This is a genomic window from Pseudomonas sp. TE3728 (assembly GCF_056279145.1).
The window spans coordinates 999932-1025950 of the sequence record NZ_JBWBQT010000001.1 but is presented as its reverse complement, the minus strand read 5'-3'; the positions used below and the strand labels follow the sequence as shown (position 1 = coordinate 1025950).

Genomic DNA, 26019 nt, shown 5'->3' with positions numbered 1-26019 from the left:
CTGGCCTACGAATAACCCTAAAGGGGTAGAAAATGCCGTTCGACCTTCATAGCCTGGCTTGGCACCGCTCGATTGGAAAGCTGATCATGCAGTTGAACCGTCCAGAATTCTGGAGTTCACTTGTTCGTATATTGAATGAATATGTGCAAATCGATAATTGGGTTGTATTGATTTTTAGCAATCAACAAGTGCGAGTTGTTAGTCTTCCTGAGATAGCAGATGCGGAAGAGATAGACGCGTTCACTCATCGCTATGTGAAGGGGCTTTATCTGCTGGATCCATTTTATATAGCTAATCGAGAAAACCCACAGAGCGGTTTCTTTCATCTGCTGGATATTGCGCCGGAGTACTTTCTTGAGACTGAGTATTACCATCAATATTTTGCACGATATATTTCTGTGGATGAGGCGCAGTACAATGTTCAGCTCGACTCCGATAGAACGTTATGCATTTCTTTTGGTAGCAAAGTCCGTTTTAATCAAGAGCAAATAACAATGCTTGATATTATCAAGCCATGGGTGACTGCATTAATGCATCAGCGCATGTGCTTTGAAATTGACGTAGAGAAAAATCTCACCGAACCACCTCTATGGCCAGAAACGATTGCCCAGCTTGGCACGCAAATAACAGCGCGCGAAAGTGATGTGCTCAGATTATTGCTTAGTGGCTTCTCCAATAAAGAGATCGCCGGAAAACTTTCCCTCTCAGTAGAAACGATAAAGGTTCACCGCCGCAATATTTACGCCAAATTAAACATCAAGTCACAATCCGAGCTATTTGCCCGATTTTTTATGCCAAGACAGGATATTTTTCCTACAAGTTGAAACCGGCGTTTTAGTCTGGGCATTACCTCTAAATGGGGTCACAGCTTCAGGTACGAACCTGGCCTGACCACAACTTCATCTGTCTGGTCATTGCGAGGCAGTTCCTGAGTTGACTCATCATACCAACGGTACTGCCTCTAATCCCGGTGGTGGTCGTGCCTGAGTTCAGGCGATCTGAAAATCCGACTGTTTTCAACAGAGTCGGCCGAATGATGCCTGCTGCCGCAATAGCATTCGCGATCAGCACTTCTCATTTACCCTTCAGAATTTCCTGCCGGTGACGACAAACTCCGCACATTCCTTTGGGTCGTGAGTTGTTCATGAAGAAGATTGCTGTCCTGATGTTTGCCGTTCTTTTCCTTGCCGGATGTGCCAACCAGAAATTCAAGCCCGAATACCGTACCCAGATCCACACGGTAAAGATTCTCCCGGTTGCATGGAAGCCCAAGGAAATGAGTTACATGGGACGTGAACAGGCATGGGGCGCTGCATTGGGCGCAGGTGTCGGTGCTGGAGTAGGGATGGCAGCTGGTGCATCGAACCTGACCAAGGCTGCTTTGGGAGGGGCTGGATTTGCCGCAGGTCTGAAGGCAGGTGACCTGGCTTCGATGTCGACGGTTGATGCGATTCTGTACAACATGGAAACAGCGGATATCAATCTGGGCGAGTTGGTCAAAAAGAGTTTCGAGGAGCAATTGACCGCCACCGGCCGTTTCAAGATCGTGGGTGAAAACGAACCGGCCGATGCGCAGATCGAATTGACCGTCCTTAACTGGGGTTTCGCACTGACTCAAGGCTTCAGCAGTGTGGTCTACCCGACGATTGCCGTGAGCGCTGTCATGAAACGCGGCGAGGAACTAATCTGGCAGCGCAATGAACCGATCACCGCATTCAACGGCGCCAATACCTATGGCTATACGCCGTTGCGCTATCGCACTGAACCGGAGTTGCTGCGTACTGCGTTGACGGGCGTTTCGCAAATCGTAGATAGCTATCTGGTCAAAAACTTGAACGAGTGATCGCCGGTCTGATTGCATCCATGTTCAAGTGTTTTATCGCCTGACGGATTATCGGCAGCTTTAATCGCGTGGAGATAGGGAAGAACCAGTTCGCTCTGAGATACGGATAGCCGTTGCAGGTCAGCCAGTGTCATCGGGATATCCTTGTGTCATGCGTTCGTTGTTGCGTGTGGAGCCTGAGTAGTTCATGAGGTAAAGGCCTACTCGACTGAGCGCGCATACAGGCTATCAATGCATCACAGTATCGTCAGCTTCTGGCCGAATGCTGCCGCTCACAATCCTTAGTGCATCGATGCGGGCGGCTAGCGTCTAGTCTGGACTGTCAGACAGTACTTCCTGTGTAACCCTGTGGAGCATTGCAATGTTCAAAAACTGGAGTGGTCAGGTCGCATTGGTCAGTGGAGCTGGCAGCGAACATGGGATTGGTCTCGCCATCGCGCGACGGCTTGGGGACTCGGGCGCAAAGCTGATCATCACCGGCAGCAGTGCCCGTATCCATGATCGCGTCGCGCAACTGACCGCGGCAGGTTATGAGGTGCAAGGACGCGCTGCAGATCTCACTCAGCCGGCTCAGGTCGTCGAACTGGTGACTTGGGCGGAATCGCTATGGGGGCGAATCGATGTACTCGTGAACAACGCTGGTATGGCGATTCAGGGTGAAGCCGAAACGTTTTCTGAAGTGGCCAACATGAGCGTCGATATATGGAACACTTCGATTGCCCGTAATCTGACCACTGTATTTTTGCTGACCCGCGCTGTATTGCCGGGGATGCAGAATCGTCGTTACGGACGCATCGTCCATATCAGTTCTACGACCGGCACCCGCGTCAGCAACCCTGGCGAGGCCGCGTATGCGGCGGCGAAAGCGGGGATTGTGGGGATGAACATGAGCTTGGCGCTGGAAGTCGCACCATATGGTATCACCGTGAACTCTGTTGCCCCTGGGTGGATCGCAACGCAGTCCAGCACACCTGAGGAAGTGATCGCAGCGCAGTATGTTCCCGTCGGGCGTGCCGGTAGACCAGAGGAGGTCGCTGCGGCGGTAGCTTTTCTTGCTTCTCCAGAGTCCAGCTACATTACGGGCGAGCTTCTCGTGGTCGACGGGGGCAACTGCCTCTCTGAGAACAAAAGCCCCCGTTGAGGGCAGGGGAGCTTAAGTCTGCAGTTTGAGGAAGCGATATTTGAATACCGGCGCCGCCAAGTAAAAAGATGTGAAAGGCTAGTGTGCTTTGATTTTTTTTTCATCTCTACGCGGTTTGCGCAGAGTATCCGGCGAGGTTAGAGCGATATGCCTAAGGTTGTTTGTCCACCAGGTCTTGAAACGCACGGTGTCGCACAATCAGTCCGACGCGATGGCAACAAGTGTTCCGCTTACCAGCAGGCCAGATGTCTCTCGATCAACCTCGCCACTTCGGCTGCGTGAGTAAAGCCCAGATTGTGATCGGCGCCAGGGAAAACGTGTAGTTCAGCACGAGGTAACAGTTGAGCAAGGCGCTGGCCGACGCGAATGGGGCTGATCGGATCAGAATCTCCCCAGAGGAGCAGGACTGGCATGCGCAACTCGATCAACCGGAGCGTGAGGTCGGTGCGGTCGTCGAGAAACCAACTCGGCAGTGTCGGGTTGGTGGCAGCAAAATCCGGGCGCCAGTCATGCGCGCCCAGAGCAGACATATTCACCCCGCCAGAGGTGACGGTCAGCGTCAGGTGCTGATCAGTTCAGGGCGTTCAAGCGCTGCAAGCACAGCGACTATGCCGCCCATGGACTGTGCCTCCAGCGCTGTGGGCCGGTCGATCTTGGCCAGCACGCGAGCCACCAGATCATGCATGCCAGTCACGCTAGGCAATGGCGGAGTGTCTCCAAAGCCGGGCCAGCCGATATGGACATGCTGCGCAGGGTGGGCCAAGCGCTCAGCAACCGGATGCCAAAACCGGGTGTTACCTGAGGCTCCGGGCAGGAAGAGGAGTTTGGCGGGGGATGCGATCACAGGTTCGGTCCTTGAAGGTGGGATTGAAAGAGTCAGCAGGAGGAAAAAATGGATGCCACGAGGTTCGATGATCACTTCGGAACGAGAGCCGCCGGTAGTGAAGGGCAACCCGCGACCCAAAGCGGACATCATGTGTCTAGCAAATCTGGAGCAATTCACTGATGTGAAAATCAAATCCGGCCATGGGCTTCCGGGCGTTCAAACTGGCTATTCGCCGGCTCCTTACGCAGCGGCAAACGAGCGGCGGCGATCATGAGCTTGATCCAGTCTGAGCGGCTGAATGGTCATGATCTGAAGGATGTTCTCACGCGCCTGCCGACGCAGCGGGCGAATGAGATTACCGACCTACTGCCCTACAGGTGTATGCCCATCTAACGGTGCAACCTCTGACGGGGCACCGTATCAAGATTTGCCTAGTCGCCCAAATTAACGGCATTACCGTTAATCCGGACATAATAATTATCGAATTCACCGCTTTCGACGAACACAAAGCCATGGCGAGTGTAAAAACGATTTGAAGCGCTTTCCTTGAGAGCACCAACCTTGATGGGACGCCCGATCTCATCAGCCTCTCTGAAAATCTGAGTAAGAACTTCAGAACCGATTCCTGCTCCTTGAGCACTGGGTATCACATACAAGTGGTCAAGCAGAAGCTCGCTCTGATGGTCTTTGATAACGACAAAACCGACCAGATCACCTGATACTTCTATGCGGCGTGTGCTGTTAGCGTCGAACCCACCAAGAAATCGTTCGCGCGCACGATCTGGGTTAAATCGTCCAAGCCGCTCAAGGCTCTCGCGCATGGCCTCAATCCTGATGGCTACCAGATCTTCCAGGTCGTTATTGGAAGCTGCGCATAAAACGACAGCGGAGTTTTGATCAGCGGAGGCTGGCATAACAAGCACCCTAAACATGGCCGGTCAGTCATTATAGAAAACAGAATCCGCATAACCACTACTGCCTCGGTTTAATGGAGGCGATGGCTCCATATCAGCTTCAGGGGATGTGTTCGCCGGAGGCTTACTGCATATTTAAGGGGCGTGTTCACGCGACTGCCGATGCGGCGGCCGAGCGAGATTATCGAGTAGCTGTCGCGTAGACGGGCGCCCGTTTAACCACGCAAGGTCTGTTGGGCGGACGCTTACTGTCCAGGGCCAGGCCAGAAGGTTTTAGAAAATGCGTAATGGGGGCTTGAAACTGGAAGCAGGCTGCAGCTTCCGTTTTCTAGATGCTGACAGCTCAGTTTGAAGAGTTGTTCAGCTGCTGAAGCTCAAGTTGCTTGGCAGCACTGGCTTCGAGGTTTGCACGCTCTTCATCCAGATACCGATAAATGCTTTGGAGGTTGGCGATTTTCTGTTTGATCTCTGCCATCTTTTTTTCAATTAGCTTGGCGCCGTCAGCACAATCGATCAGCTTGTTCCGCTGCGCATCCAGAATCTCGCCTATTTCCCCCAGGGAAAACCCCATGCTTTGCGCACGCTGGATAAAGTCCAGATCCTGCAGAGTTTGCGCTGTGTAAACGCGATAATTGTTAGTTCGCCGCAGCGGTGAGATCAGGCCGATTTGCTCGTAGTAACGCAGCGTATGGCGGCTGGCGCCGCTGCGGGCCTCGAGTTCGCCGATTTTCATGAAAACACCGCTTGACTATAGAGTTGGGTCGATAGTTTACGCTTGATTTCTCACCTTAAACAAGGAGCAGGGAAATGAGCGTGGAGTGCTTTGTCACGGGGGGTACCGGCTTCGTCGGTCAACATTTGGTGGCGTACCTGAGTGCAAAAGGTCACACCATTCGGGTGTTGATGCGTCGCCCAGAGCGACTAGCTGCACTGCGGGAGCAAGTCGATAATTTGGGAGGGTGCGCAACCCTGGTATTTGCCGTAGCTGGCGATCTGGAACGGGACAACCTCGGGCTGAGTCTTGCTGACCGAGAAGTGCTACGGCACGCCAGAGTCATATTCCACCTGGGCGCCCACTTCGCATGGGGGCTTTCAGTGGAGCATTCTCGTGCGGTGAATGTGGAAGGGGCAAAGCGCGTGGCGCTGTTGGCGGCTGAGCAAAAAAGCCGTTTAGTGATGATCGGCGGCTACATGCTGAAAAATCATGAACATCTGCAACGCATCGGAATTGATCCTCGTCATCCGGAGTTGACGAATTGGCCTGCCGTCTACCGACATGTCGGTGGTTATGAGGGAAGCAAGCTGGAGGCGCATTTTGCGACCCTGGAGGTCATGTCCGCCAAGGGCGGGGAGATTACCGTTGTCCACCCTGCGACTGTCTGTGGCCACAGCCGCACGGGGCATATCCTTGACGGTCAGCCGCTGGTGGAGCTGATACGCAACCTTGTTCAGGGAAAGCTGACTGCAGTGCCCGGTACCGCCGAGCACTGGCTGCCACTGGTCACCGTGGATTACCTGGTTGAGCTGGTGGCAGTTTGTGCTTTTGATCCTGCCATGGTGGGCCAGGAACTGCTGGCGCTTGATGACCAAACTCCAAACTTGCGAGAACTCCTGATACAGGTGGCACAACCTTTGGGCTTAAAGTCTCCCAAGCATCACATTTCACTCCGATTGCTGAAGTTGCTACTGAGTATTCCTCCCGTCGCGTGGTTTTTGAATACAAAACCCGAAGCCTTGGACTTTATCCAGACCACTCGTTTTGATACAGCGGCGGTCGAGCAATTTGCCAACAGGCATGGAATAGCCAAACCGGATATACGTCAGTCTTTGCAGCACACTGCAGCGTTCGTCAACTCATATTGCATAGCCAAGGGCCAGGCCCTCTGACTTCTCCCTTGGCGGCGACAAGAAGGCGAATAGCATCCTACTGGGCGATCCAGCTTATGCCACAATAAATACTGGGGTTGGTGGGATCTTCGTATCCTCAAACTTTGCGCCGTCGATATAGGGCGGCATTCTATCGAACGACAATTCAGCGACAGGGATCGTCATCAATGCAATCTACTTTCAGCAAAGGCGTCATATTTGCACTCTCCGCTGCGGCACTGAATGCAACGATCGGTGTACTCAGCAAAATACTCATGAGTAATGGTTTCACCGCTAGCAGTGTCGCTGTCATCAAGACCGTACTGGGTTGCGTGCTGCTCTCGATCTTATTGTTTTTCCTCAAGCGCCCGGCGGCGTCGACCAAATGGACTCAGGCGGCTATCTGCGCATTCCTTGGGATCTTTGTGCTGTTCCATTTCGAAACGTCCGCCTATCGACACTACGCTGCGGCAGGTGTGGTGGTGGTGCTGATGGCCAGTGCCTCAATTTCCTCGATCATTCTGGGGCGCATTTTCCTCAAGGATGCCATCACCGCGAACGCTACCGTTGGTGCCGCACTGGCTATCGCTGGGATCTCGGTGATCTTCGGCGGCGACCTGCAGCAGGGCTTTACCCTGCAAGGTGCTGCGCTCGCCTCCATGGCCGGCTCCGGCTATGGGGCCTTTTCGGTTGCCATGAAGCGTATGGGGGTGTCTGGGGGGCTGCACTTCACCCGACAATTGTTGTTCTTTGGCAGCCTGTACTTGCTGATGCCGGCTGCGGCCGATGGTTTCGCGATGGGTGAGCTGTCGCCGCTGGCGATCGCCGCGCTGCTGGCGCTGGCCACGCTGCCGACAATCCTGGGCTTCTTCTGCACCACCAAAGCCATCGAGTATCTCAAGCCATCCCAAGTGCAAGCGCTGGAGCTGACCGAGCCACTGTTCGCCGCGCTGCTGGCGTTTGTGGCGCTCAACGAAGTACCGCGCGAAAGCCTGTACGCGGGAGCGGCACTGATCATCGTCGGCCTGTGTTTCTCCAATGAACTAATCCGCTTGGGTAGCAAAGCATCCGTCCCTTCGACCGAGTGAGCTATTTTCGGATCCTGATTACTTTAGCAATCAGTGGTTTTTAAGTGTTTTGAGCCTTTCGAAAACTATTCTCGTCATTGGATTCGTGTGGTGACTCGTATGGGAGGAAACCACCACGGCTACTTTCTCCCAGCCGAAGGCGCCAACAACATCGCTTACTGTCTATTCAGCTTTTCCAGCCTGGCAGATTATGAGCAGTACCGTAGGGAGGCCGGAGTTGATCCTGAGTGCGTTCAATTGGTGACGCAGGCTACCGAGCAAAAATTCATCCTGAGCTACGAGCGCAGTTTCCTTCGTCCCATTCTTGATTGAACTGACGTGTTTGCGGCCGCGCCAAGGAGGCTACTTTTGGCCCAGAGTGTGAAAAAACCCAGATACCGTATTGAAGTACGTGTTTCTACGTTAAATCTGCCGGCGTTCGTCAATGTGGGCGAGCACTGCTATTTCGGACCGATTTGAGTCTTGATTTTGCAGGCTGGCAGTATCGCCCCCGTGTTATTGCAGGTGGATTGTTCCGGGGCTTCGCACTAGCGACGATAATAACCGTGATCATCCTTGTAACGGTGCCGCATGGCTCGATCCTGGTGGCGTTCCCAATCACGATGGCGTTCAGCTTCCCGGCGGGCTTGCTCTCTACGCCACTGATCTCTGCGCCAGTCGTCTCGGCGCCAATTGTCCCTACGATCATGCCAACGGCCGTCATGCCAGTATCGGTCGTCATGGGCAAGCAACGGCCCTGGCTGCTTGCCGGCCATACTCGCCAAGGTCGGCCAAGGGTTGCCGGCGGCCTGAACAGGAGCCTGTACGGCTGGGGCTTCAGTTGCGAAAACAGGGGTTGAGGTTTTCATCTGTGTGGCTGATGCCGAGCCCACTGCCGCGAACGCGAACAGGCCGAAGAGCACCATCCGTGGGACATGGAATTTCATGAGCGAAGACAACCTCTGATTGACAATAGGGCGTGTGGCCATCTGGCGGTGGGAAGCCTGCTGGGAGGCGTGCTTACCTAGCGAATGTACCTATCCACATAGACCGATAAATAGGGAAAAGTTCTAGGGAGCCGTTGCTTAAATAGCCAACGTGTTCGACCACTTTTGAAGTTTGCTTTCTCGATGCTCACTTCTGGCCGTTCTCTGCTCTGCGCGAAGTGCAGCAATCGCTCATGCTTAGATGTTGGGCTGGTAAAAATGATGCTGGTTGCGACGGCCGTTGCTGCAGGAACTTCAGGGTATTGCCCAGGTCAATAGCGGCCCGGTATTGGATTGCCGAGCAGCGCTGTGGTCTGTTTTACGGCAGTGCCGTCCGAATTCACTCGAGTCCGCCCCCTGATGCCAACCAAGAGTTTTCTGCCGGGTCTCATTCTGGTGTCCTGCGCCGTCGCGTCGCTTTATTCGTTTGCTGCCGAGCGAAGAGCGCCCGCGCAAAGCAACAGCGCATCAACGACCCTGATCGAAACCGCCTCGCGGCAGTATGAAAATGGCCGACTGGATCAGGCCGCCGCCACGCTGGAGCGTGCCCTGCATATCCAGCCGAACAATCCCGCGACGCTGCATTACCTCGGTGTGTTGCGTCTTCAGCAGGGGCAGTACCAGCAGGCTGAAACCTTGGCGGTGCGCTCGAACATGCGGGTGGGTCGCAACGTCGAGTTGCGCAACCGCAACTTCCAATTGATCCAGGCGGCGCAGCAGGCCCAGTCTTCAGGTACCTCACCCAATGCCCAAAAGGATCTGGTCGCAGTACAGAAGGGGTTAACACAGGAGACCCAAAGGCGCCGCGAAGCGGAAATGGCGGTTGTTGAGCAATCCACTCAGAGCACTGGGCGCGACGCTGACAACTTCACTCGCGTAGAGGCAAATCGGGTTTCGGATGCACCGACGGCTGGCAGAGCCGGGCCCGAAGGACAATTGCAAATGGTTAATGTCGAGCCAGAGCCTGCGTACGGTGAGGTTGAGATTCCCCGCGGCCATATGCCACCTCCGGGTAAATGCCGTATCTGGTTTCCTGATCGTCCGCCGGGGCATCAGCCTGCACCGGGCAAATGCAAGAAGCTGCGATATCGGGTTCCATCAGGGGCCTACCTGGTGCGCGGTTGAGTTGCTGGTGTCCATTTTCGTTCCAGTTCTGACTGTCAAACCTGCTCTAAAACGTTTTTACACAGCAGGGCCGAAAGCAGACGCCAGTTACCTCACCTAAGCTAGAAAGGAACAAAAAGGGTGAAGGCGTGGCCTCATCCGGTGTACGGACACCCTCGCAACGCAAAGGAAGCGATGAATATTTTTGTGATGCTCCAGCCGCTGTTCGACATGCTGAAGTGGCTGCTGCCATTGTTGGTCCTAGTCATCATCATCAAGACACCCTGGTTCAAGGGCTGGTGCGGTGAGTTGCTGGTGCGGACATTCGCCCACTATGGGCTGGATAGCCAGGTCTACCGCCGGTTGCACAACATCACACTGGATACGCCCGATGGCACTACCCAGATCGATCATGTGTTCCTGTCGCCTTTTGGCATTTTCGTGCTGGAGACCAAAAATATGGGCGGCTGGATTTTCGGAGGTGAGCGCCAGGCCCAGTGGACACAACAGATCCTCCGGCATCGCCTCAGGTTCCAGAACCCGCTGCGGCAGAATTACAAGCACTTGAAGGTGCTAGAAGCGCTGCTCAGCGTTCCGCCCGAGCACATCCATTCTGTAATCGCCTTCGTCGGCGGCAGCAGCTTCAAGACCATCATGCCGGACAATGTCACCCAAGGCGTCAGCTGCATCCGCTATATCAAGTCCTTTCAGCTGCCTGTGTTTAGCGAAGCGCAGGTGAGTGTAATGGTGAAGGCACTGGAGAGCGGGAAGAGGGACAGTACGCTCACTACCCACTATGAGCATGTACAACGCCTGAAACAGCGAAATGACCCTTTGGCGAAACGCCGTTGCCCGCGTTGTGGAAGTGCTTTCGAAATTCGTATCCGTAATACAGGCGATAGAGCAGGAGAGCGATTCTGGAGCTGCAGCGCCTACCCAAAATGTCGAGCGAAACAGGATTTGGATTAGTCCTCCAGCTACTTCGTCCCGTGAAGACGCGAATGAGAGCAACTGGCTCGTCATCCGTTTCCCGGCAAAAGCGGCCGCTCACGAATCGCCCGTATCGACCCAAAGCTGACATTGCCCTCAGTCAGCTCCAAGTCTTCTCTCGATCCAGTAGGTTGTGGGTATTCAGCGACGCCACGCTCCCTCGGGCAATTCGACCTGCCGCTGGGCCGCAGCCAATGCAACCTTCAACCCCTCTTTATCCAGCGGTACGCAGTAGGCGGGTTTGGCCCGTTCGAATCGCCAGCTTTCATCAAGGCTGCCCGCATCTACCGCGTCGAATCCAATCTCATCCAGCAACGTGATCACCAGCGCTTTCGCCGCCAGGTCATCCGCCGCAATTGGTAGTGCACGCCGGTCGGGCGCCGCTTTCAGGCGCGAGTCCAGCAGCAGGTCCTGGGCGAGGATTGCATTGAACACCTTGACCACGCTGGAGCGGGGCAGATGCTCGGCGAGCAGGCGGCTGGTGGTGGTTTCGAATCGGTCGAGAGCGGCAATGTGACCGTCGCGTTCCGGGTAGTAATTGTTGGCATCCAGAACGGTTTTGCCCTCTAGCCACTTGGCCGGCACGCTTCGGTAATGCTCAAGAGGAATGGCCACGAGTACAACTTCGCCAAATTGTGCTGCGTCCTCGACAGTGCCGACCTGACTGCCAGGAATGCCGCTGAGCACGCTGCTCATGGTCCGTGGCCCACGTGAATTGCTGAGCATCGCCTCGTGTCCTGCCGCGATGACCAATTGCGCCACTGCACGTCCGATGAAGCCTGCCCCAATAATGCCGATACGCATGTCCTTGCTCCGTTGGTTAGTAAGAAGAAACTATGATGATTGCCAACCAGGAGCAGATAAATAATCATCGGCTACTTAGTCTCGTTACCAGGAGTGTTGAATGATGGATCGCCTGACGAGCATGGGGGCGTTTGTGATGGCGGCGGAATCCGGCTCCTATGCCAGCGCCGCCGAGCGATTGGGCCTGTCGCCGCAAATGGTGGCCAAGCATGTTGCCGCGCTTGAGCAACGTCTAGGTGCGCGGCTGCTGAACCGTACCACCCGACGCCAGAGCCTGACTGAGTTGGGCAGCGCTTACTACGAACGCTGCAAGCACATTTTGAGCGAAGCTCAGGCTGCCGACTCCCTTGCGCAGATCATGAATGACACCCCGCGTGGCAAACTGAAAATCAGCGCGCCCGTAACATTCGGCTCCTATAGCCTCATGCCGTTTGTGACGGAGTTTTTGCGTCAACACCCGGAGGTCGAAATTGATCTGCATTTGACCGATCGCTTCGTCGATCTGGTGGAAGAGGGGTACGAAGTGGCTTTCAGGATCGGCCCGTTGGTTACGTCCAGTTTGACCGCCAGGCCGTTGGCGCCTTATCGATTGGTAACCTGTGCGGCACCGAGCTATCTCACCGAACGTGGAGTGCCGCAAATTCCGGGTGATCTCAAGAGCCATGAGTGTCTGGGCTATTCCTATTGGTCCCGGCCGGCCGACCGCGAATGGGTATTGTGCAAAGGTTCCGCGGTTGAACGGGTACAGGTCGCCAGTCGGTTGCAGGTCAACGAGAGCAAAGCATTGCTGTCAGCAGCACTGGACGGGTTCGGGATTGTCCTTGGCCCCGAAGACTTTCTTGAGCCGGCATTGCGCAGCGGCGAGTTAGTTCGAGTATTAGCTGATTACCAGGCCCCAAGCCGACAAATGCATTTGCTCTACACGGCCAATCGTCAGAGAACCGCTAAACTGCGACGTTTTATCGACGCTGCGCTCGCCCGCTTTGGTGCTCCTTGAGCAGGCTTTTGAGTTGTCTCAGCCGCATTGACCTGTGACTGATCTCGGTCGCAGGCTACTGCTTTATTGACTGTCTGCTTTTGGCCGATTCTGTTGAAAAAGTCGGTCCTTCCAGACTGCCCGCATACGGACTACTGAAAAACGCCTTTTTGCTCGCAGCCACGCGAAATCTGAGCCCGGAATCTTCTACTCAAAGTAAAGATTTCAATCTTAAGCGTGTACTTTTCTAGCATGGAAATCATGGCCGATTTTTTCAACAGAATCGGCCGTTACTCGCCTGTCACGACCGCAGCCGACTGATGCTGGATGCGAAGAGCCGCCCGAGCTTGTATTAATCCGAGATTGTTCATTAGCGTGCCCGCAAGAGGTCGACTGGCTCACCGGCATTGCCCCACAAGCCCTCAAACCTGAAATGGCTTTTAGATTTCGTGCCTACCTCTGATCTCAAAAATCATCGATTTTTTGAGATCACACCACCCATGTATTCATTTAAATCGCGCAGATCTTTAATCCTCCATGAGTACGGCGATAGCTTTACACCATTCTCTCGCAAAGTTTTTGGAATCAAGTCTCCATTTGGACGAAGTATTATCGATGATACAATTACACCCGGATAATCATTTAATCGTTTTTTGAAAGCGGATGTTGTTAGATTAGGTGTAGGAGGGTTGCTTTTATTAGCCAATGGTCCGGTTGCTTTGAGATCTATTCCGTGGCACATGGTGCATCGCTGTAAATAGAGATTTTTTCCATTAACATTATCCGCGAAGGATAGTGATGTTTGAATTAGCGATAAAATTCCTAGCGAAACGATGAGTAATATTTTCATTGTTTTTATCTTCCTTGATGGGATCAGCGTCGACTGGACGCGATTTTGTGCGCGGGAAAGATATCAGCCATCGTGTCGGCACACACAGTAATTTCTGATGCCCATTGAATCAACTCGTTTTCCAGGCGCATCCCGGTGACCGCTTCTGGCCGGACAGCGACCGCCACTTATTGTGACTGATCCACCCTTGTCCTCCCTCAATATGGAGGACAAGCCATGAACACTATCGCTACATACAGCCGCCCGAATAGTCAAAGCGTGGATGGCAGCCATTGGGCTTTGAGAGCAGTTCAACTCTTGCTTGGGCATACGAAGCTTGGAGTACCGTCAGATACCTAGGAATCGAAGTCGATGATGCCCTGGAATGGCAGAACAGACGGAAGTCTGACCACCCATCGCGACGGTCGACGCTAGGCCGTCGCTATCCGACCCGAAGCAGTCAGTCGACCAGGGGACATAATTTGAATGGCGTGTACCAGTGGACTGCGGCGTCGACATAAACATGTTTTTGTTTTTGAGGCATGAAGGGCGTGTCGAGCGTGCCCAATGCTATCGAAACCCAGTCAGCAAATTCGCCTTGAGATTGTGACCAGAATAACGTCGAACCACAGTGCGCGCAGAACTCGCGTAACACCGTCTCTGAGGAAGCATAGGTTTTGATGCTAGTGACGCCACCAAGTATCCGTAGCGTGTTGCGGGGAACGCTGCCGTACGAAGCGAATGCTGCTGCGTGACCTTTGCGACATTGGCTGCAATGACAATGACTCACAACTTTTGGGGGCGTGAGGCTTGAAAATGGGGTTGTCGCAGGAGACGTTAGCCCCCAGCCAAGCGTATGTAAGCGACGTTGAGAATGGAAAAAAAAGCCCATCAATCGAAAAGGTTGAAGATCTCGCGAAGGCCTTAGGCATCCACCCAGTTACACTTTTGGCAAAAAGTTACTTGCTGGAGGGGGAAGATATCACCGCCTTTTTGAAGTGTGTTGAGTTGGAGCTTAATAACCTGGCTTCAAGCTGACCAAGGGTTCTGGAATTATTACCGATCTTGGTGATGATCAATAAAAACCGCCGGATTATGCACTGAGGCTCTTGACTACCGCTGTTGCGCAAAATTGAAGCTGTCCACATTCCATGAAATGTGGACAGCTTCAAATGAAGGCTGGAGAAATAGTCAACTGATTTGAGAGATGGGAATCCCTGAGGGCTGCCCCTCCAAGGTTCCGAATCAATCTATGGGGTGGCATCGGCGGTAACGAACGCTTGACCTTCGCACCTATTTCACCCGTGCGGGATACTATGGGGTTGCCTGAAACTCACCTTCGGCAAACCAGTTGCTTTCCTTGATTCTAGCCAGTGCCGCTGCAGGGTCAGACGACCAAAGTACAAGGGCGAGCGAATCCTGGGCGCGACTGCAGGTTACGTAAAGCAGCCGCAAGGTGCGGTCGATAGTCGTCTCTTTGCCCAGTTCTACGTTCTCTTTGTCCCGCTTGCTATGCTCCACACTACCAAAAATCTTGTCGTAGGAAATAAGGAAACCACCAGCAAGGGCGTCATCCATCACAACCATGACGTGCATAAACTCGGAACCCTCGACCACCTGATGCGTTGCAAGAACTGAATTCCCGGCGAGGTAAGTTCGGTACAATCTAAGGTGACTCCAAGGTGCGGCAAACAGCGCACACCACCCGCGCCGCATCCTGGCCTGTTTGGATTCCTCCTCCCCTCGACCCGCTGCCGGAAGGGGTAGCGACTTGTCGGCATAAGCTTCCGAGAGGCGATGATCGATTTCAAATAAGTTTGCGCTCAAGACCGGAGTGAGCACTTCCTTTTGTCGCTGATGCGGAATTGATCCTGCTGCCGGCGTAACGCTGACCCAGCAGCAATCAGCTCATAGTCAGCACCGATAATGCTTTACGAAGCAGAAGCTTGGGTCAGTGAAATTTCGTTAGTTGGGTCAATTCAGCGTCGGCGTAAACAGCCTGAGCAATCCCCGCAGTTCGTCGAGGGTGTCTATCTGCTGAAGAGGTCATTGGTGGTGAACGAAGCGTCTGACGTAGGGCCGAACGATTTAGGGCATCTGTTCCTCCATCCCCGGGGCTACCGGCAAATGACCTGATGGCGTCGAACGACGCCAGCAAGCAGAACGCCGATACGCACGGTCAAGCCTTGGTCAGTCCTTGAAACGGGGCCTGCCGAAGGGGCAGGCTTGACTGGGCGCTGACAATTCGGCAAGAGTCGGGAGCTGACCGCGTTGCGCAAGCGAGTTGAGAAGGTGAACTCCTGACGTCGTTTGCTTTTCGACGCTCGCCTATGAAGGCCCGCCAAAGATTGACAGGCCTTTTGTTGCCTCTATTACTGAACGGTCAGTAAGACTTTTCGTGAACATCTAACATGATCTGTCGTTTAACTGTGGTCGATGTAATCTGTTCATAGATGTTTCGACAAACCCAGAGTGTGTACAGACAGCGTTGATGCGTTCCAGATCGCGGGCGATGTGGTCCCTCCATTTAACGTGGGTTTCACTCACCGGGCGGAAGGATCGATGATTTAGAACGTGAGGCCACCGCGTTTACGCATTGGTACGGTTGGTGCCTAAATCATCGCTACCTTTTGTTTTGCGCTACAAAGCGCTAGCCGATTGGACTGACTTAGAACAGCGAAACGAGTCTAAGGTGCGAAGAGGATTTTAAAGTGGTACGGAAAATCCAATGATCGCCTTGGTTTCCAGATATTCCTCGAAACCGTAAACACCATACTCTCGACCATTGCCAGAACGCTTGTACCCGCCGAAGGGGGCCATTGGATCCCAGGCTGGGTAATTCAAATGCACTTGCCCTGCGCGTATACGTGAGGCGACCGCGCGTGCAAGATCCAGGTTCTGAGACTGAACATGAGCACCCAGCCCATACACGGTGTCGTTTGCGATTTCGACAGCTTCATCGACGGTTTCATAAGGAATGATGCACAGCACTGGACCGAAAATTTCTTCCTGCGCGATCCGCATGGCCGAATCAACCTCCGAGAACACAGTCGGTCGGGCGTAGAAGCCTTTTTCATAACCTTGAGCGCGACCTGGTCCACCGCAAACCAATTTTGCGCCTTCTTTCAGGCCCGTCTCGATCATTGCCTGGACTCGATTGAACTGGGCCTCGTTGGCGATGGGGCCAAGCACGGTATCCTCCGAGCACGGATCGCCGACAATGATCGCATTGGCGGTTGCGGCAGCCACCGCTTCAACCTGCGCCAGTCTGTCCTTGGGTACGATCATTCTTGTCGGGGCGCTGCAGGACTGTCCGACGTTGCGAAACGCCGACATCACCCCTAGGGGCACGGCTTTGGCAAAGTCGGCGTCGGGAAGCAGAATATTCGGAGACTTGCCTCCCAGTTCCTGGGTGACTCGCTTGACTGTATGCGCGGCCGCCTGCGCAACCAGCGCGCCTGCGCGGTTTGATCCGGTGATCGAAATCATATCGATGTCAGGATGCGCAGACATCGCTGCGCCGACCTCGTGGCCACTGCCATTCACCAAATTAAAAACACCTGGTGGAAGGCCCGCGTCGTGGACCAATTGTGCGAACAGAAGAGCGCTCAAAGGCGAAAGTTCGCTTGGTTTAAGGACCACGGTGCATCCGGCCGCGATGGCCGGGGCGACCTTCGCAGTGATTTGATAAAGCGGCCAGTTCCATGGAGTTATGAGACCACAGACGCCAATTGGCTCGCGCTCAATCGCGGTCCCACCTTGAACCGTCTGAAAGCGATAAGTGGACAGCAGATCGCGGGCGACCCGAACGTGTTCAGCGGCGAGAGGAACCTGCATTGCCCGGGCGGAGCTGATGGCAGCGCCCATTTCGTGCGATAGAGTCTGCGCCAGCAGTTCTTTCCGCTCGAGCATCAGCTCATGGAGCTTTCCCAAGACAAGCGCACGCGCCTGAGGAGGAGTAGTGGACCAGCCCGCAAACGCTGCTCGCGCCGCCGCAACCGCACGGTCGACGTCTGCAGAGGTGCCTTGTGCGACTTCGGCAACAATCTCCTCGGTAGCCGGATTGATTACTGGCAGCGTGGCCGCATTACTCGGAACCGACCAGCCCCCATTGATGTAAAGCTGTCGGGCGGTTTGCGGGTCAATCAAAAATGGGGTTGTCATCCAACGGGCTCCTATAGAGCGGTACCGGCAATACCAGCAACAGAATCGTGATGCCATTTACTGTCAGCGAATCTGCCGGGATGTGCTGTTGTTCAAGTTGGCTAAGGAAACCAATGTCTATGTCGAACCAACTTCAAGTAGATGTAGCTGGGTTCAGCGCTTTTTCGTCGGTTCTTCCAACATGTGCGATTGAGCGCCGGTAGCCTGGCGCGCGGGCTCGTCGATGGCTGACTTGTCGTCGTTTTCCATGGACTTACGGAACCCCTTTATCGTGTCACCGATATCCGAGCCCAAACCCTTCAGGCGTTTGGTACCGAACAGCATGATCACGATCAATAGAATGATCAGGAACTTCCAGATACTGATGCCGCCTATTCCCATGATGTGCTCTCCGAAGTAAGTGGTCATCCCTGGCGAAACGCTATTCACCGAGTGCGTCGCGTGCCCGGCCGATACGAATGGCGCCTGCAGAATGATGGTTTGCAGGCACCAGCTACTTTTCGCGTTTATTTAACGGCGTAGAGCTTGCGAACGTAGACCGTGCTCTTCCAGGCGCAAGGCACGCCTTTGGGCACGAATACTGTATCGCCGGTGTTGACCGTCAATTCACTCCCGTCCGCCGCCTGCAGGGTGACGCGGCCTTCGATTAAGTGCATCAGCTCATGCAGCTTGTGCGGGCGCCCCCGGCGCGTGTAAGGCGTTGAGTCCCAGACACCAATGTTCAGCTTGGTCGGTTCTTCAATGAACATATTGTTCGAGCGGCATTGTGGCGCAGGGCTGAGCAGAATCGCGGCGTCCAGCCCCTGGGAAGGCGACAGCGCGGCGAGCGGGTTGAGTTCAGTGAGTCCGGGACTGCGTTCATCGATGCTCTGGATATCGGCGCAGAATGCCCAACGGGAATTCGCGTGTGCTTCGACCTGAAGCTGCGAACCACGGCCGATCACGGCGCTGGCACCTGGGCCCAGTTCCAGCGTGCTGCCCAGGCTCTGCAGGATGACTCGTCCGGAATGGACCACGATCATTTCGGAGTAAGGATAATCATCGATGCTGAATTGTCCGCTGGCTTCGACCAGGCCGGCTGCGATTTCCGGACTTGCATAGGCCGTTTTTCGCTGCGCGCCGAAAGGATCCCCTGCACCCAAAGGTCCACGAGTAAATATTGTCGAGACAGGGTTGCCGTCGGCGCGTGCCAGCAGCACTGTGGTGGGTTCTGACATCAGGGTTCTCCATGTAGAGGTAGGTCAAGAAGCAGGATGTGTGCGTTGGTGGTCAGCCCATCGCTTGGGTTACCAGGGCGAATTGACTAACGCCGCCGGCAGACTGAGGTGGGGTTCCGCGGGCCATTTGCGCGACTTTGTCGACCTGTTTCAAACCCGCTGTTTCGAGCCAATCGGACAGGCCGCAATCGGCCGGTATATCAATGCGTACGAACGTATCCGGCACTTGCGCCAGCAAGGCTCCGATCAGGTGTTTGGCCTGATCGGCCGTCTGCGCGATGACCGGGCCGACACAATAACCGCGGCCGAAGGAGCGCAGGATCGCGAAGGCGCACAGCTGACCGTCGCGCTCGATACCGACGGCGTGCTCGGTGACATCGAGCAATACGTTGAGTACGGCTTCCCGGTCCAGTCCGCTGCCGGCGTTGGCCAGTTCGAGTTGGCGCGCCCGATCGGACACGGTCAAAGGGCGAGACCGTTCGTTCACTGGCAGGGCAGGGCTATCGCTGGCTTGTGCCAGGCCCTGATGTTGTTGGATAAGACCGAACTCGACAAATCCCTGGCTGATGTACAGCGGGGCACCGGCCAATGTGGCGTTGAGGATGGCGGTGCGTGGCGTGCACGCTTCGAGCGCCAGCTCCATCAGTTTGCGACCAATGCCCTGGCCCTGGTAATCGTCGCTGACGATGACCAGGCCGATGGTGGCGAACGCCCCCTGGGGACACGTGAATGCGGTACCGATCAAGTGCTCGCCGTCTTCGGCGACGAAGCCTTCAGCGATGCGCTGCAACATGGCCCAATCTTCCAGGCGATGCGGCCACTTCAATCGGACCGACAAGGCGTGGGCCGCAGGCACATCGGCACTGGTCATTGGGCGGTAGCGAAGCGAGACGGACATGGCATATCTCCGTTAATGGGCTTGTCGGTGTGAAATTTTCACCGACGATAAGGCTTGTATCCCACTTGCGATGGGACCTGACAAGGGGTTGGAGTCAATTCGGCAGATTCACCAAGCGACCGCTCCAGGAGCCCAATTTTTGACTTAAACGGGGCTCGCTATCGGCAATAAATACTTGCCTGTTTTTTCCAGATGGAGGCAACGAAAGGGTCTTTGGCAAGATCACCAAGAATGAAAAAAGGCGCCGAAAGGGCGCCTCAAGGCTAAGGGAACGTGGAGAAAGCCTTAAAGAAAACCGACCGGCCCGAAGAAGGAAAAGCCGACCGGGGGAATACCGTTACAGGATGCTCAGTGGATACTCGATGATCAGGCGCACTTCGTCCACGTCGCTCTCATACGAGCTTGCGCGATGGGTGGCCTGGCGCACGCGGAAGGACAAATCCTTGGCCGAGCCCGACTGGACCACGTATTTGGCTTCAATGTTGCGCTCCCATTCCTTCTCGTCGTCAGCACCGGTACGGTAATAGGCCCCCGAGGGATCGGCCTTGGTGAAATCGATCTGGTCGCCCTTGATGTAGCGGGTCATAAACGTCAGGCCCGGCACGCCGAAGCTGGCCATGTCAATGTCGTACCGAATCTGAACGGACCGTTCGTTCGGGCTGTTGAAATCTGAGTACTGCACAGAGTTGGCCAACCAGATGGAATCGACACCGATATAGTCGAAGGTCTCGTCACCATCAATCTTCTGATAGGCCAGGCTGACTTTGTGCGGGCCGTAAGTGTAAGCGGCCTTGGCGGACCAGCTGGTGGTGTCGATCTTGCCGGCGCGAGCCTCGCCTTCATCGTTGGTCTTGTAGGCAAGCAAACCGAAGTTCAATGATTGCTTTTCGGCCAGCGGGATGGTGTAGGAAGCGCTGCCGAAGTACTGGCGCCAGACCTCTTCGGCACGACTGGTGTAGGCCATCAGGCGGAGGTTGTCGCTGACCTTGTAGGAGCCGCCGAGGAAGTCGACGCTGTCGGCTTCGACACCTGCGTAGCTGGTGGTCAGCTTGTCATTGGAATTGGTCGAATTTCTACCGTTGTATGCGGTGAAGTGACCGGCTTCGAGGAAAAGATCATCGAACTCTTTGCTCGACAGCTGGAAACCAGTGGCTACCTCCGGCAGCAAGCGGTTGTCCCCCATGGCGAAAACCGGTGCGGTCGGCCGCTGTTCGCCGAACTTCAGCACAGTGGAGGAAACACGTACCTTCACTGCTCCGCCAATCTCACCGTATGAGTCCGGCACATTGGCGTCGGAAGTTTTATTGTTACTGATGGGCAGCAGCCCGTTGCCGACCCGGCCCCGACCAGTATCAAGTTTGACCCCGCCGTAAGCGAAGGCATCAGTACCGAAGCCGATGGTGCCTTGAGTGAAGCCTGAGGCGAAGTTCAGCATTGCACCCTGCGCCCACTCTTCTCGGTAGCCGTTGCGCTCGCTGGCTGGCTTGGCGCCATTGGTGCCCTGGCTGTTACTGCCGCCGTTGCGCAAGTCGCGGTTCATGTAGAAGTTACGGTTGAGCAGACTCAGGCTGCTGTCCTCGATAAAACCTTTAGCTTCCTCCTGCTGGCTAGCGATCGCCAGTTGCGAGGCCGTGGCGGTGACCGCCAGGAAAAGGCAGCTGTGTTTCACGACGTTCATGGGGTGCTCCATTGAATTTTTATTAGGTGTCGTTGCCCCTGCAGCGGACAACGCTTTTGCGGCAGACCGGTGAACTGCCCCAGGGCAAATCCGAGGATGTGACTCATCGTCGGCAATGCCTCATGGCGTCAGCGAACCGCACTCGATGCCCTGGCGGCGGTGGCTGTATCGCAGCTGCTGCTAGGCCTGACAAGAGGCCAAAACCAATTCGGTAGATTGCATAAAAAATGGCAAACCAGACCGCATCTACGGCTCAAATCGGGACCAAAGTCGGCAGCAAATATCGACTGAATTTTTAGGGGCGCACCCCTGACAATCACCACAAAGAACGGCAATTGGGTAGGTATGGGAACAAAATGTATGGGCGAGTTTTTCTTCAGGCATCGTCTAGGCGACCGATCTGCTTTTCGCAGCTGGAGGTGTCTCGAAGTCTTACCGCGTTACAAGCGGTAGCTATCCGGAAAACGGTTGGCGCGAAGAAGGGGAGGCTGCGGACGGAACTTCCAGAATGACGTCCGTCCCCATCAGTAGTGCGATGGAAAAAAGGCGGAAGCTAGCTCCCGCCAAACAACGAAGAAGTAGGTTCAGAAATCAGAAACCTTGCCCCAAACCCCTTTGTTCAAACGGGCAAGCGTGTATTGGGTGTGGTCTACAAATGGCGTCGTACCCGTCACCAGTTCGGCAATGAGCCGCCCGGCACCAGGGCCGATGCCGAAGCCGTGACCCGAAAAGCCGGCGGCGAGAATGAAACCGGGCAAGTTTTGCGCTTCGTCGATGACCGGGACACCGTCGGGTGTGCTGTCGATATAGCCTGCCCAACCAGCCTGAACGGGCACGCTACCCAACGCGGGCAACAGGCGCCTTGCTCGTGCAAGGGTTTCCCTCAGGATTGCCTCTGACGGGCGAGGGTCGAGGATACGAACGCGCTCCATCGGTGTAGGTCGGTCGAGCGCCCACTTGCGCAGTGTCTCGTGTCCGTACTGCCAACCCTGCAGGTCGCCGGGAGAGAGCATTTGCCAACGCTTGGCGAACATCGGAAGGAAGTAGGGGGAGAACCGAAGTTGCTGAGGCGTCGGGTCCACGCAGGCCCGTCCGGAAATGGCCAGAGTATAGCCGCCATCCCCACGCCGCGTGACAGTCACGTTGCTGGTATGAAGCGCATCGGGAAGTCCTTTGGCACCTGGCATGACTGACAGGATGCTCGATCGCACTGACGCCTGCGGAAAGCGTATGCCGAGCTGAGCACAAAAGGAGGAGGCCCAGGCACCGCCTGCCATAATTACCTGACGGGTTTTGATCGTACCCTTTTCAGTAATGACCCCCGACACCCGCCCAGCTTCGGTCTCGACGCCGCGTGCGGCACAGAATTGGTGTATCGAACCGCCATGTTTGAGTACACCCTTAGCAATCAGCGGTGCCGCCCGCGACGGATCGGCAATGCCATCGGACGGCGAAAAAACCCCTCCCAACCAGGGCTTGCCCGTTGCCGCGCCGCGTTGCGTGGCTTCGGCGCTGCTCAGCATATGCGTCGTAACCCCTTGGGTAAGCGCAAAATCGCGCCATTTCGCCCAACCATCCAGTTCGGCCTGGTTATCCGAAAGATAGAACAAACCGCAGCGACGAAAACCGAGGTCTTCGTCAAGGTCGGCAGTAATCTCTTCCCAGAGCGCGAGGCTTTTGGTCGATAACGGCAGTTCACGTGCGTCGCGATTCTGCTGGCGGCACCAGCCCCAGTTGCGGCTGGACTGCTCGGCGCCTATGCGGCCCTTCTCGATGACAGCGACATTCATACCCTGACGGGCCATGAAATAGGCGGCACATACACCGATGATACCGCCGCCGATGACGACAGCATCGGCACTTTTCGGCAGCTCCGGTGTGGACGCAATGGTGATCAAGGGAGCCGGCATTCTAGTCTCCAGGCCTTTAAAGTAAGTGTGTACGGATTGCGCCGTTTCGTAATTTCGGATGTAGTCGATACGCAACGGTCGAGCGGGCGGCGCGTGTTTCAGTCCGGTCATGGGCCACTTTGCGTTGGTCTCATAATAGTCCGCGCGGTCCGAAGTGGACTGTTGTATTGAGGGCGTGTGATCGCAGAATCGGGCGTTTTCGAAGGTGCCCTCGGAAGTTTCTGCTGCTGTAGACGGAGCATACAACGCACTAAAACTCAGCCTGATCGCGGATGGTTTGCCCTCACCCATGATGCCTCTCAGGGGAGACGACGGTGCAAGTGACGTTAACTATTCACCCAGGCTCAACCTACCGGGACATGGCGTTATATTTCGCTGCTGGCGGTAGAAAATTATCGAAAAAATCGCGTATGCAGGGCGGATTCGGAGTTTTCTGCTGGGTGCTCGGTACCATACTTAGGTGTAGATAAACCGGTAATGCGCTGCCGCAGGCCGTCACCCGAGAGGTCATGTAATGAAAACACTGCTGCTAAAAAAAGAAGAAGTAAGCAGATTGATATCCATGAGGGAAGTCATCGGTACTGTAGAAGAGGCCTATAAAGCCTTTAACAGTAATCAAGTGGAACAGCCTGACTATATAGGGATCCATCTTCCACCCCCTCGGGGGGAAATTGACTTCAAACTTGGCTACTACAAAGCCAATGAAGTGATCTCAATGAAAGCCTCTTCTGGAGGGTTCAACGATAATCCAACAGTCTATGGCGTGCCGAGCGGGATGGGTACCATTCTGCTGTTCGATGCCAAGAGCTGCGCGTTGATTTGCGTCATGGATGGAAGTTTGATCACTGGCCTCAGAACGGGTGCAGCCGGAGCGGTTTCAGTAAAAGCGCTGGCAAGAAAGAACTCGAGAAAAGTGACCTCTATCGGCACGGGCAATCAGGCAAGAATGCAAATCCGGGCAATCAATGAAGTAATGAACATTGAGGAAATCCATGCATGGGACAATTTTCCGGATACGCTGGCCAAATATAAGACGGATATCGAAGGTGAGTTTGGTATCCCCGTCATCATGGCCCGTTCAAAAAAGGAAGCGGTTGAGCAGGCGGACATTTTGATTACTACGACCCGTGGCACAGGGTCGCTAGTAGAAGCGGAGTGGGTAAAGCCAGGTACTCACATTGTTGCAATTGGTACAGACCAGCAAGGCAAGCAAGAACTGGACCCTGAAATTTTCAGGCATGCAAAAATTGTCAACGATTCAACGGGGCAGTGCATAGAAAAAGGCGAGACCTGGCACCCATTGAATAAAAAGATCATTACCCAAAACGATATTCATGGAGAAATCGGCGAGATACTGCTGGGTAATAAGCCGGGGAGAGAAAATGACGAAGAAATTACCATCTTCGACTCCACGGGGATGGCCATACAAGACAACACTACAGCCGAAAAAATATACAGCAATGCCTTGGACAATGGCGTTGGGGCTTTCTTTGAATTTTGTTGAATGCATTCACTAGAAGGATAATCACTGTGCGTAACTACCCGACCATTCAGGATATTCGAGAAGCCCAGGAACGGCTGAAGCCCCACATCAAACACACACCGTTGCTGCGAGCGGAAAAAATAGAGAAGGCCATCGGCTGCCAACTCTACCTTAAGCCTGAAACCTTGCAGATCACGGGTGCCTTTAAGATTCGCGGAGCTTTGAACAAGGCGCTGTCGCTTTCCAAGGAAGAGATCGCAAACGGCATCATTGCCACGTCTTCGGGAAACCATGCCCAAGGGCTCGCTTACGCCGCCAGAATGCTGGGTGTAAAAGCATTTTTAGTACTTCCGGTAACCGCGCGACAAATCAAGATCGAGAACACAAAAGCCCTTGGCGCAGAAGTCATCCTTTTCGATGGTGATACGGCTGCGAGATGGAAGAGGGTGTGTGAAATAGCTGAAGAAAACAAATACGCCGTTGTGCATGCTTTCGAAGACCCTGTGGTAATGGCAGGTCAGGGAACGATAGGCTGTGAAATATTGGAAGATCTGCAGGATGTCGACACGGTCATCATTCCTATGGGCGGTGGCGGGCTTATTTCAGGAATCGCCACCGCCATCAAGGAAACGAAACCATCTGTTCGTGTTATCGGCGCAGAGCCTGCCTTGACACCGAAGTATTATCATAGCCGGATAAATAAAGAGCGGACATCGCTTCCTTTGAAAGATACGATTGCGGACGGTCTGAGAATAAGTGTTCCAGGTCAAAACCCGTACCCCATCATCGAGAAGTATGTCGACGAAATCGTCCTGGTTGAAGACGAACATATCATCGAGGGTATGCGTGCTCTTGCCAAAGATGCGAAATTGATAGCTGAACCGGCCGCCTCAATTGGTATTGGTGCACTGTTGGCTGGCAGCATAAAAGTCCGACCGGATGAAAAGGTTTGCGTGGTGTTGTCTGGCGGCAATTGGGACCTGTGTGACCTTGCCGAAATATACAAAGCTGACGAGTAATCGCTCACAGCTGATAGTAATGTGGACTATCGGTGACTATTCGCTGATTAACGCCCTTCCTGGATGGAAGGGCGTTTTTGTTTGTGCTGAATAAAGTTGACTCTGACGACTGGCACGGTCTGGCAACCCTCTAAAAAACTGGCATCATCCTGCAAAACACCCTATTGGCGCGCAACACAACAATCTCAATTGCGTCCTCTGGGCGCTGCATCCTATCGCACCTAATCTGAAAGCAGAGCCTGGTCCAGCCTGATAACCGGACCCTGGACGATAATGCTGCCCATTAAAGATTGCCGCAGATTAT

At 54.6% G+C, this 26019-nt stretch carries 27 protein-coding genes and 1 pseudogene; 13 read left to right on the top strand and 15 right to left on the bottom strand.

Annotated features, from left to right (window positions below; translation table 11 throughout):
- Positions 1-32: 32 nt before the first annotated feature.
- From ACZ89R_RS04030 to ACZ89R_RS04020, 3 genes are all read left to right on the top strand, one after another.
- The gene (locus tag ACZ89R_RS04030) at positions 33-824 is read left to right on the top strand and encodes a response regulator transcription factor (protein ID WP_429546613.1); all 792 of its coding nucleotides are present in this window, start codon (positions 33-35) and stop codon (positions 822-824) included.
- 320 nt (positions 825-1144) lie between these two features.
- Complete coding sequence (locus ACZ89R_RS04025) at positions 1145-1843, top strand: hypothetical protein (protein ID WP_008075467.1); 699 nt, start codon at positions 1145-1147, stop codon at positions 1841-1843.
- Between the two features lie 361 nt (positions 1844-2204).
- A complete protein-coding gene (locus ACZ89R_RS04020) occupies positions 2205-2984 on the top strand; it encodes an SDR family NAD(P)-dependent oxidoreductase (RefSeq protein ID WP_429546614.1) in 780 nt (259 codons plus the stop codon).
- 230 nt (positions 2985-3214) lie between these two features.
- On the opposite strand, the gene ACZ89R_RS04015 is transcribed toward ACZ89R_RS04020, so the two are convergent.
- Together ACZ89R_RS04015 and ACZ89R_RS04010 are read right to left on the bottom strand one after the other, a co-directional pair.
- Positions 3215-3514 (bottom strand): alpha/beta fold hydrolase, encoded by a 300-nt coding sequence (locus ACZ89R_RS04015; RefSeq protein WP_429546615.1) that lies wholly within the window; start codon positions 3512-3514, stop codon positions 3215-3217.
- Between the two features lie 29 nt (positions 3515-3543).
- Entirely contained in the window at positions 3544-3828 is a 285-nt protein-coding gene (locus tag ACZ89R_RS04010) for an alpha/beta fold hydrolase (protein WP_429546616.1), read from the bottom strand.
- A 165-nt stretch (positions 3829-3993) separates the two neighbouring features.
- Here ACZ89R_RS04010 and ACZ89R_RS04005 point away from each other — a divergent pair.
- Positions 3994-4203 (top strand): annotated as a pseudogene (locus tag ACZ89R_RS04005) (IS66 family transposase); the annotation flags it as partial.
- Positions 4204-4241: 38 nt separating this feature from the next.
- On the opposite strand, the gene ACZ89R_RS04000 reads toward ACZ89R_RS04005, so the two are convergent.
- Both ACZ89R_RS04000 and ACZ89R_RS03995 read right to left on the bottom strand, forming a co-directional pair.
- Positions 4242-4724, bottom strand: coding sequence for a GNAT family N-acetyltransferase (locus ACZ89R_RS04000; protein WP_032830703.1), 483 nt, complete (start codon positions 4722-4724; stop codon positions 4242-4244).
- Between the two features lie 343 nt (positions 4725-5067).
- Positions 5068-5457: a MerR family transcriptional regulator gene (locus ACZ89R_RS03995; RefSeq protein WP_429546617.1), complete on the bottom strand. Its 390-nt coding sequence runs from the start codon at positions 5455-5457 to the stop codon at positions 5068-5070.
- A gap of 74 nt (positions 5458-5531) precedes the next feature.
- Between ACZ89R_RS03995 and ACZ89R_RS03990 the strand changes: the two genes are divergently transcribed.
- The 3 genes from ACZ89R_RS03990 to ACZ89R_RS03980 all read left to right on the top strand — a co-directional run bounded on the left by ACZ89R_RS03990 (position 5532) and on the right by ACZ89R_RS03980 (position 7990).
- Complete coding sequence (locus tag ACZ89R_RS03990) at positions 5532-6611, top strand: SDR family oxidoreductase (RefSeq protein WP_429546618.1); 1080 nt, start codon at positions 5532-5534, stop codon at positions 6609-6611.
- Between the two features lie 167 nt (positions 6612-6778).
- Positions 6779-7678 carry a DMT family transporter gene (locus ACZ89R_RS03985; protein WP_008075485.1) on the top strand — a complete coding sequence of 300 codons (900 nt, stop codon included), beginning with the start codon at positions 6779-6781 and terminating at the stop codon, positions 7676-7678.
- 33 nt (positions 7679-7711) lie between these two features.
- On the top strand, positions 7712-7990 hold the full coding sequence (locus ACZ89R_RS03980) for an NIPSNAP family protein (RefSeq protein WP_429546619.1): 279 nt from the start codon (positions 7712-7714) through the stop codon (positions 7988-7990).
- Positions 7991-8205: 215 nt separating this feature from the next.
- Here the strand turns inward: ACZ89R_RS03980 and ACZ89R_RS03975 are convergent, their stop codons facing one another.
- Positions 8206-8604: a hypothetical protein gene (locus ACZ89R_RS03975; RefSeq protein ID WP_256348550.1), complete on the bottom strand. Its 399-nt coding sequence runs from the start codon at positions 8602-8604 to the stop codon at positions 8206-8208.
- Between the two features lie 399 nt (positions 8605-9003).
- On the opposite strand from ACZ89R_RS03975, the gene ACZ89R_RS03970 reads away from it, so the two are divergent.
- Both ACZ89R_RS03970 and ACZ89R_RS03965 read left to right on the top strand, forming a co-directional pair.
- Positions 9004-9768, top strand: a complete 765-nt coding sequence (locus ACZ89R_RS03970) for a tetratricopeptide repeat protein (protein ID WP_429546620.1) — start codon at positions 9004-9006, stop codon at positions 9766-9768.
- Between the two features lie 174 nt (positions 9769-9942).
- Positions 9943-10716 carry a nuclease-related domain-containing protein gene (locus ACZ89R_RS03965; RefSeq protein ID WP_429546621.1) on the top strand — a complete coding sequence of 258 codons (774 nt, stop codon included), beginning with the start codon at positions 9943-9945 and terminating at the stop codon, positions 10714-10716.
- A gap of 162 nt (positions 10717-10878) precedes the next feature.
- On the opposite strand, the gene ACZ89R_RS03960 is transcribed toward ACZ89R_RS03965, so the two are convergent.
- Entirely contained in the window at positions 10879-11541 is a 663-nt protein-coding gene (locus ACZ89R_RS03960; protein WP_427624708.1) for an NADPH-dependent F420 reductase, read from the bottom strand.
- Between the two features lie 100 nt (positions 11542-11641).
- Here ACZ89R_RS03960 and ACZ89R_RS03955 point away from each other — a divergent pair, with 100 nt between their 5' ends.
- A complete protein-coding gene (locus ACZ89R_RS03955; protein WP_401171038.1) occupies positions 11642-12538 on the top strand; it encodes a LysR family transcriptional regulator in 897 nt (298 codons plus the stop codon).
- 451 nt (positions 12539-12989) lie between these two features.
- Here the strand turns inward: ACZ89R_RS03955 and ACZ89R_RS03950 are convergent, their stop codons facing one another.
- Both ACZ89R_RS03950 and ACZ89R_RS03945 read right to left on the bottom strand, forming a co-directional pair.
- Positions 12990-13367: a c-type cytochrome gene (locus ACZ89R_RS03950; protein WP_429546622.1), complete on the bottom strand. Its 378-nt coding sequence runs from the start codon at positions 13365-13367 to the stop codon at positions 12990-12992.
- Between the two features lie 439 nt (positions 13368-13806).
- The gene (locus ACZ89R_RS03945) at positions 13807-14136 is read right to left on the bottom strand and encodes a GFA family protein (RefSeq protein ID WP_429546623.1); all 330 of its coding nucleotides are present in this window, start codon (positions 14134-14136) and stop codon (positions 13807-13809) included.
- A 26-nt stretch (positions 14137-14162) separates the two neighbouring features.
- Here ACZ89R_RS03945 and ACZ89R_RS03940 point away from each other — a divergent pair, with 26 nt between their 5' ends.
- Entirely contained in the window at positions 14163-14384 is a 222-nt protein-coding gene (locus ACZ89R_RS03940; RefSeq protein WP_429547910.1) for a helix-turn-helix domain-containing protein, read from the top strand.
- 276 nt (positions 14385-14660) lie between these two features.
- Here the strand turns inward: ACZ89R_RS03940 and ACZ89R_RS03935 are convergent, their stop codons facing one another.
- From ACZ89R_RS03935 to ACZ89R_RS03905, 7 genes are all read right to left on the bottom strand, one after another.
- Positions 14661-15188, bottom strand: coding sequence for a hypothetical protein (locus ACZ89R_RS03935; protein ID WP_429546624.1), 528 nt, complete (start codon positions 15186-15188; stop codon positions 14661-14663).
- Between the two features lie 864 nt (positions 15189-16052).
- Positions 16053-17510: an aldehyde dehydrogenase family protein gene (locus ACZ89R_RS03930; protein WP_429546625.1), complete on the bottom strand. Its 1458-nt coding sequence runs from the start codon at positions 17508-17510 to the stop codon at positions 16053-16055.
- Between the two features lie 153 nt (positions 17511-17663).
- Positions 17664-17891: a twin-arginine translocase TatA/TatE family subunit gene (tatA, locus tag ACZ89R_RS03925; protein WP_429547911.1), complete on the bottom strand. Its 228-nt coding sequence runs from the start codon at positions 17889-17891 to the stop codon at positions 17664-17666.
- A 125-nt stretch (positions 17892-18016) separates the two neighbouring features.
- Entirely contained in the window at positions 18017-18727 is a 711-nt protein-coding gene (locus tag ACZ89R_RS03920) for a cupin domain-containing protein (protein ID WP_429546626.1), read from the bottom strand.
- Between the two features lie 52 nt (positions 18728-18779).
- On the bottom strand, positions 18780-19625 hold the full coding sequence (locus ACZ89R_RS03915; RefSeq protein WP_429546627.1) for a GNAT family N-acetyltransferase: 846 nt from the start codon (positions 19623-19625) through the stop codon (positions 18780-18782).
- Positions 19626-19962: 337 nt separating this feature from the next.
- Complete coding sequence (locus tag ACZ89R_RS03910) at positions 19963-21303, bottom strand: OprD family porin (RefSeq protein WP_429546628.1); 1341 nt, start codon at positions 21301-21303, stop codon at positions 19963-19965.
- A 584-nt stretch (positions 21304-21887) separates the two neighbouring features.
- Entirely contained in the window at positions 21888-23213 is a 1326-nt protein-coding gene (locus ACZ89R_RS03905; RefSeq protein WP_429547912.1) for an NAD(P)/FAD-dependent oxidoreductase, read from the bottom strand.
- 514 nt (positions 23214-23727) lie between these two features.
- Between ACZ89R_RS03905 and ACZ89R_RS03900 the strand changes: the two genes are divergently transcribed.
- The gene (locus ACZ89R_RS03900) at positions 23728-24717 is read left to right on the top strand and encodes an ornithine cyclodeaminase family protein (protein ID WP_429546629.1); all 990 of its coding nucleotides are present in this window, start codon (positions 23728-23730) and stop codon (positions 24715-24717) included.
- A gap of 26 nt (positions 24718-24743) precedes the next feature.
- Entirely contained in the window at positions 24744-25715 is a 972-nt protein-coding gene (locus ACZ89R_RS03895; protein ID WP_429546630.1) for a threonine/serine dehydratase, read from the top strand.
- Positions 25716-26019: the final 304 nt, after the last annotated feature.